The following is a 5467-nucleotide window of genomic DNA, read 5'->3' on the forward strand; positions in this document are numbered from 1 at the left end:
ATGATCGACGCACTGCGAACGATCGGGTTGGATATTGGGGTGTCCGATGGCGGCCAAACGATCACCGTTAACAATCCAGCGACGCCAACCACGTCGGCGGCTCAACACGATCCCCATTCGTTGTTCATCGCCAACAGCGGCACCACGATTCGTTTTCTCACGGCGGCATTGTCGGCGGCCGGCGGCCGATACAAATTGCACGGGGTGCCTCGGATGCACGAGCGTCCGATCGGCGATCTGGTCGACGCCATCGCGCCAATCATCGATGGAAAGATCGAGGCAGAATCGGCCAACGGATGTCCTCCGGTTGTCATCGATTCTGCCGGTTGGCAGGCAGGGGAAATCCAAGTTGGCGGCTCCGTCAGCAGCCAATATTTAAGCGGGTTGATGATGGCAGCGCCGATCGGTTCAGCCCCCGCACATTCCGGTCCCGCCCAATCCGGACCTGCCCGCACCACACGGATCGCCGTGACGGGCGAATTGGTTTCACGACCGTACGTCGATATGACCGCGAAAGTAATTGAATCGTTTGGCGGAAAAGTAACAACGGTCACCTCGGGACTGGCGGCGGACCAGAGCATTGCCTTTGACATCGCCAGCTCCGGCAACACCGATGGCTACGGTTATCGTGGTCTTGATTACGCGATCGAACCGGACGCATCGGCTGCCAGCTACTTTTGGGCTGCGGCGGCAATCAGCGGCGGCAGCGTCACTGTTACCGGACTGACACATGCCGCGATGCAAGGCGATGTCGGCTTTGTCGATGTGCTTAAGCGCATGGGCTGCAAAGTGGACGAAGACGACAACGGAATCACCGTGACTGGGCGTCCACTACGCGGGGTCGACATCGATATGAACGCGATCAGCGATACCGTGCAAACGTTAGCGGTGGTGGCCCTATTTGCCGATGGCCCGACACGGGTGCGTGGAGTTGCACACAATCGATTCAAGGAAACCGATCGTATCGGGGACTTGGCTTGCGAGCTCAAGAAACTGGGCGCCACGGTGACCGAACACGAAGACGGCTTGACGATCACGCCGCCGGTCGACGGAACAAAAGGGCTAACTGGGGCGGTGTTGGAAACGTATCACGACCACCGGATGGCGATGAGTTTGTCGTTGGCAGGACTTCGGATTGCTGGCGTTAAGATCAAGAATCCCTCCTGCACCGCGAAAACCTATCCCGAATACTTTGCCGATCTGGAAAAGCTGATCGGACGCAGCCATCATTGGTCCCGCGAGGCGTGAGTGCCACTCAGCGAGTTTCGTAGCGAATCGAGTCCTTCGTTCATTGAAACCCGCACGCGATAGCCGAGCCGCTCTTTGGCCGCCGAAATATCAAAGTAATGATCCTTGGCCAATTGAGCAGCCACGAACCGTGTCATCGGCGGTTCTTGCGTTCGCCCGAGCATGCGATAGATCGATTCGAGCACCGCGCCGATGCGATACGCTGCCTTGTAGCTGATCTTTCGTTGGGGTGGGGTGACACCAGCCATTTCGCAGATCTCGCAAATCCAGTCCCAGCAATTCACCGGTTCGTCTTGCGCGATAAAGTAGGCTCGCCCACTTCCCCGACCCGGGTCACGTTCGAGCGAATCGAGTGCGTCCAAGTGTGCTGCGGCGGCGTTGATGACGTGAACCGTGTCGACACGATTATTGCCATCGCCCACGATTCGCAACCGTCCTCGCCGCGCCCGATCCAGAATCCGCGGAATGATGTGCGGGTCGTCATCTCCCCAAATCAAATGCGGCCGCAACGCGACGGTGTTCAATTGCCCAGGCACGTTGGCCGCCAACACCGCTTGCTCGGCCATCGACTTGGTGTGGGGATAATGGCACAACCAATGACTCGGATAGGGTGCCGATTCATCCAAATTGCGTTGGTGCTGTGAATCAAATGTCACACTGGGGCTGCTGGTGTAGACGAGATGCCGAATCGAGTTCGTTTGACAAGCGGCGATCACATAATCGGTCGCCAATTTGTTGATCGAATAAAAATGTTCCCACTCGCCCCAAACCCCCGCGACCGCCGCTGTGTGAATGACTGCGTCGACATCACGGATCGCATTTTGACAGAAAGCACGGTCGGTTAGGTCGCCCTGAATGTGCTGCATGCCCTCGTTGACCAAATCGGGATACGTGCCGCGTGAGATTCCGATGACGGTGTCGCCTCGGCGAAGCAATTGCCGGACGATCTCGCGGCCAAGGAATCCGCCGCAGCCGGTAACAAGAACACGCATAGAACTGATATCGATCAAAGAAAATGGGAAAGGCCAATCGTCGCCGGGCGTCTCCGACGTCCGCTGTCTTACTCATCTCAAAACCGACGTCCGAGGCAATTGTTGCCGGTTGTCTCTGACGTCCCGCATCCTGTAATCATAGATTCCGACGTCGGAGACGTCGGGCGACACTGAGACGTTCGGTGACATAGCGAAAATAGTTGTAGCGAATCGATCGGCTTACGCCAGTGACGGTTGTGCGATAAAAATAACGTTATTCATTGACACGCTTCCTCATTTTGCAGCGACCATGGCAGATTCAACGTCCAACCTGTTCCCCAACGACAAAAAGCTCTATTTGCTCGACGGGATGGCGCTCACCTATCGAGCCCACTTTGCGCTGGTTCGCAGTCCCCGGTTCACCTCGGGTGGGATCTGCACCTCTGCGGTGTTTGGCGTGTTGAACACCGTATTGGATCTGATTCGCCGCGAAGAACCGACTCACATCGCAGTCGCCTTTGATACGCCCGAACCGACCGCGCGACACGAAGCGTTCCCTGAATACAAGGCCCAACGCGATGAGATGCCCGAGGATATCGCCAAACAGCTGCCGTTGATCGACCGATTGTTCGAGGCTCTGAAAATCCAAAGTATCCGTATGCCTGGCTACGAAGCCGATGACGTGATCGGCACCATCGCGCATCAAGCCGAGGCCAAAGGATACCGCACCTACATGGTCACGCCCGACAAGGACTACGACCAACTCGTCAGCGAAGACGTGTTTGTTTACAAACCAGGGCGGAAGGGAGGCGATGCTGAAATCTTTGGCGTCAATGAAGTTTTACAGAAATGGGAAATCGAACGGGTCGATCAAGTCATCGATATCCTCGGTTTGATGGGCGACGCCAGTGACAATATTCCTGGCGTCCCAGGGATCGGCCCCAAGACGGCTCAGAAATTGATCGCCAAATACGGATCGATCGAAGAGCTGTACGCGAAATCATCAGAACTGAAAGGCAAGCAAAAAGAGAACATCGAATCAAATAAAGACAAAGCCCTCCTTTCCAAAGACCTCGTTACCATCCAATTGGATGTGCCTCACACTGTCGACATCGACCAATTGTCGTGGAAGAGCTACGACACCAACGCGCTGAAATCGTTGTTGACCGAACTCGAGTTTGATGCGATTGGTAAACGAATCTTTGGCAAATCGTTCTCCGCTGCATCGGCCCGCGCCAATGTCGTTCGCGAAAAACGAGAATCGGAAATTCAAGCGACGTTGTTCGACGAACCGGTCCAAGAAAAAACGATCCGCGACGTTCCGCATTCCTATCATACAATTCACACGGCAGCCGAACGCGCCAATCTGATCGCAAAGTTGGCTCTGCAAGATTCGATCTGTTTCGATACCGAAACCACTTCACTGGATCCTCGCAGTGCATTCCCATTGGGGATTGCGTTTTGCTTCGAGCCCCATTCGGCTTACTACGTCGTTTGCCCCCATAATCCCGAGCAAGCGCAGGCGGTGATCGATGAGTTTCGTCCCATTTTCGAAGACGATTCGATTGAAAAGATTGGTCACAATCTGAAGTACGACCTTTCGTTGTTGCGTTGGCATGGATTCGAAGTGCGGGGCAAGCTTGTCGATACGATGTTGGCCCATTCGATGAAAGAGCCCGAGATGCGGCATGGGCTCGATTACCTCTCGGCGCTCTATCTTGGCTACAAACCGATTCCCACCAGCGATTTGATTGGTCCCAAAGGGAAAGAACAAAAGAACATGCGCGAAGTCGAGGTCGAGCGTGTCGCCGAGTACGCTTGCGAGGACGCCGACGTCACGTTCCAAGTCGCCAAGATCCTGCGTGCGGATCTCGACGCCGCCGGGGTAAGCCAGGTTTGTTACGAAGTCGAATTTCCGCTCGTTCGCGTCTTGGTCGACATGGAATACGAAGGCATCCGGCTGGACAGCGAGGCGCTGCACGAATACTCACGCACGTTAAGCGGTGAAATCGAGGATTTGCAGAATCAAATCTTTGCGGCGGCCGGTCACGAGTTCAATATTGATTCCCCCAAGCAGCTTGGTGTGGTTTTGTACGAAGAACTCGAGATCGAAAAGAATCCCAAGAAAACTGCGACAGGACAATATTCAACTCGCGAAGCCGAGCTGGAACGTCTGTCCGGTAAACATCCGATCATTCGCGACGTACTCGAATACCGAGGCGCTCGCAAACTAAAATCGGTCTATGTCGATCAACTACCTGCAGCGGTGAACCCCAAGACAGGCCGGTTGCATACACATTACAGCCAAACGTGGACGGCGACCGGTCGGATTCAATCAAACGATCCTAACTTGCAAACCATCCCTGTGCGAAAACAACGCGGTCGCGAAATTCGGGCCGCCTTTGTGCCCCGCGACGAAAACCACGTGCTGTTGTCGGCTGACTACTCGCAAATCGAACTTCGTGTGATGGCCGAACTCAGCGGCGACGAAGCGATGCGCGAGGCCTTTATCAGTGGCGAAGACATTCACACCGTCACCGCCAGCAAAGTCTATAAGGTCGATCCAGTCGAGGTCACTCGTGAGATGCGAGACAAGGCCAAGACGGTCAACTTTGGCATCATCTATGGCATCTCGGGCTTCGGGCTGCAACAACGGTTAAACATTCCACGAGGCGAAGCCAACGAATTGATCGCCAACTACTTTGAAAAGTACCCCGGCGTCCAGCGATACATCGATGAAACGATTGCGTTTGCCAAAGAACATGGCTACGTTGCCACACGAACCGGGCGACGGCGTTACATTCGTGACATCAATTCGAAAAGCAAAACGGTCGTCAGCGCCGCTGAGCGATTGGCGATGAACAGTCCCATCCAAGGCACCGCCGCGGGACAGTGTTAAAATTGGCGATGATTCGCGTGCATGAAGCACTTTGCGAAGGCGGTTTTAAAACCAAGATGCTGTTGACCGTGCACGACGAAATCGTCTTTGATATGCCTAAATCGGAAAGTGAAGCGGTGATGCCAGTAATCGAGCAAGCGATGAAGACCGCGATGCCGATGAGTGTCCCGGTCGTCGTCGAAATGGGCATCGGCGACAACTGGCTCGAAGCGCACTGAGCCGTTTTTTCAATCGCCCACTCACACGCAACATTAATTTCACCTCCCCAAAGCTTCGCTTTATGGGGAGGTCGGATGGAGCCTATAGCGACATCCGGGTGGGGCTGCCTCCGGCTCGCTCGAACGTCACA

At 55.0% G+C, this 5467-nt stretch carries 4 protein-coding genes; 3 read left to right on the forward strand and 1 reads right to left on the reverse strand.

Going from position 1 to position 5467, the window contains the following annotated elements:
- A partial coding sequence (gene aroA / locus RMSM_RS06440; RefSeq protein ID WP_008693216.1) for a 3-phosphoshikimate 1-carboxyvinyltransferase occupies positions 1-1248 on the forward strand: 1248 nt, incomplete at its 5' end.
- Here the strand turns inward: aroA and RMSM_RS06445 are convergent.
- Positions 1227-2240, reverse strand: a complete 1014-nt coding sequence (locus RMSM_RS06445; RefSeq protein ID WP_008693218.1) for an NAD-dependent epimerase/dehydratase family protein — start codon at positions 2238-2240, stop codon at positions 1227-1229. The two genes, aroA and RMSM_RS06445, sit on opposite strands and share 22 nt — an antisense overlap.
- Before the next feature lie 289 nt (positions 2241-2529).
- Here RMSM_RS06445 and polA point away from each other — a divergent pair, with 289 nt between their 5' ends.
- Both polA and RMSM_RS43355 read left to right on the forward strand, forming a co-directional pair.
- Complete coding sequence (gene polA / locus RMSM_RS06450) at positions 2530-5118, forward strand: DNA polymerase I (RefSeq protein WP_008693220.1); 2589 nt, start codon at positions 2530-2532, stop codon at positions 5116-5118.
- Between the two features lie 8 nt (positions 5119-5126).
- Positions 5127-5336 (forward strand): DNA polymerase, encoded by a 210-nt coding sequence (locus tag RMSM_RS43355; protein ID WP_201767009.1) that lies wholly within the window; start codon positions 5127-5129, stop codon positions 5334-5336.
- The last annotated feature ends 131 nt before the right edge of the window (positions 5337-5467 follow it).

It is taken from the genome of Rhodopirellula maiorica SM1, assembly GCF_000346295.1.
Lineage (GTDB): Bacteria > Planctomycetota > Planctomycetia > Pirellulales > Pirellulaceae > Novipirellula > Novipirellula maiorica.

Coding starts and splice junctions, on each gene's coding strand:
- RMSM_RS06445 (WP_008693218.1), bottom strand. CDS start 2,240: ATGCGTGTTCTTGTTACCGGCTGCGGCGGATTCCTTGGCCGCGAGATC.
- polA (WP_008693220.1), top strand. CDS start 2,530: ATGGCAGATTCAACGTCCAACCTGTTCCCCAACGACAAAAAGCTCTAT.
- RMSM_RS43355 (WP_201767009.1), top strand. CDS start 5,127: ATGATTCGCGTGCATGAAGCACTTTGCGAAGGCGGTTTTAAAACCAAG.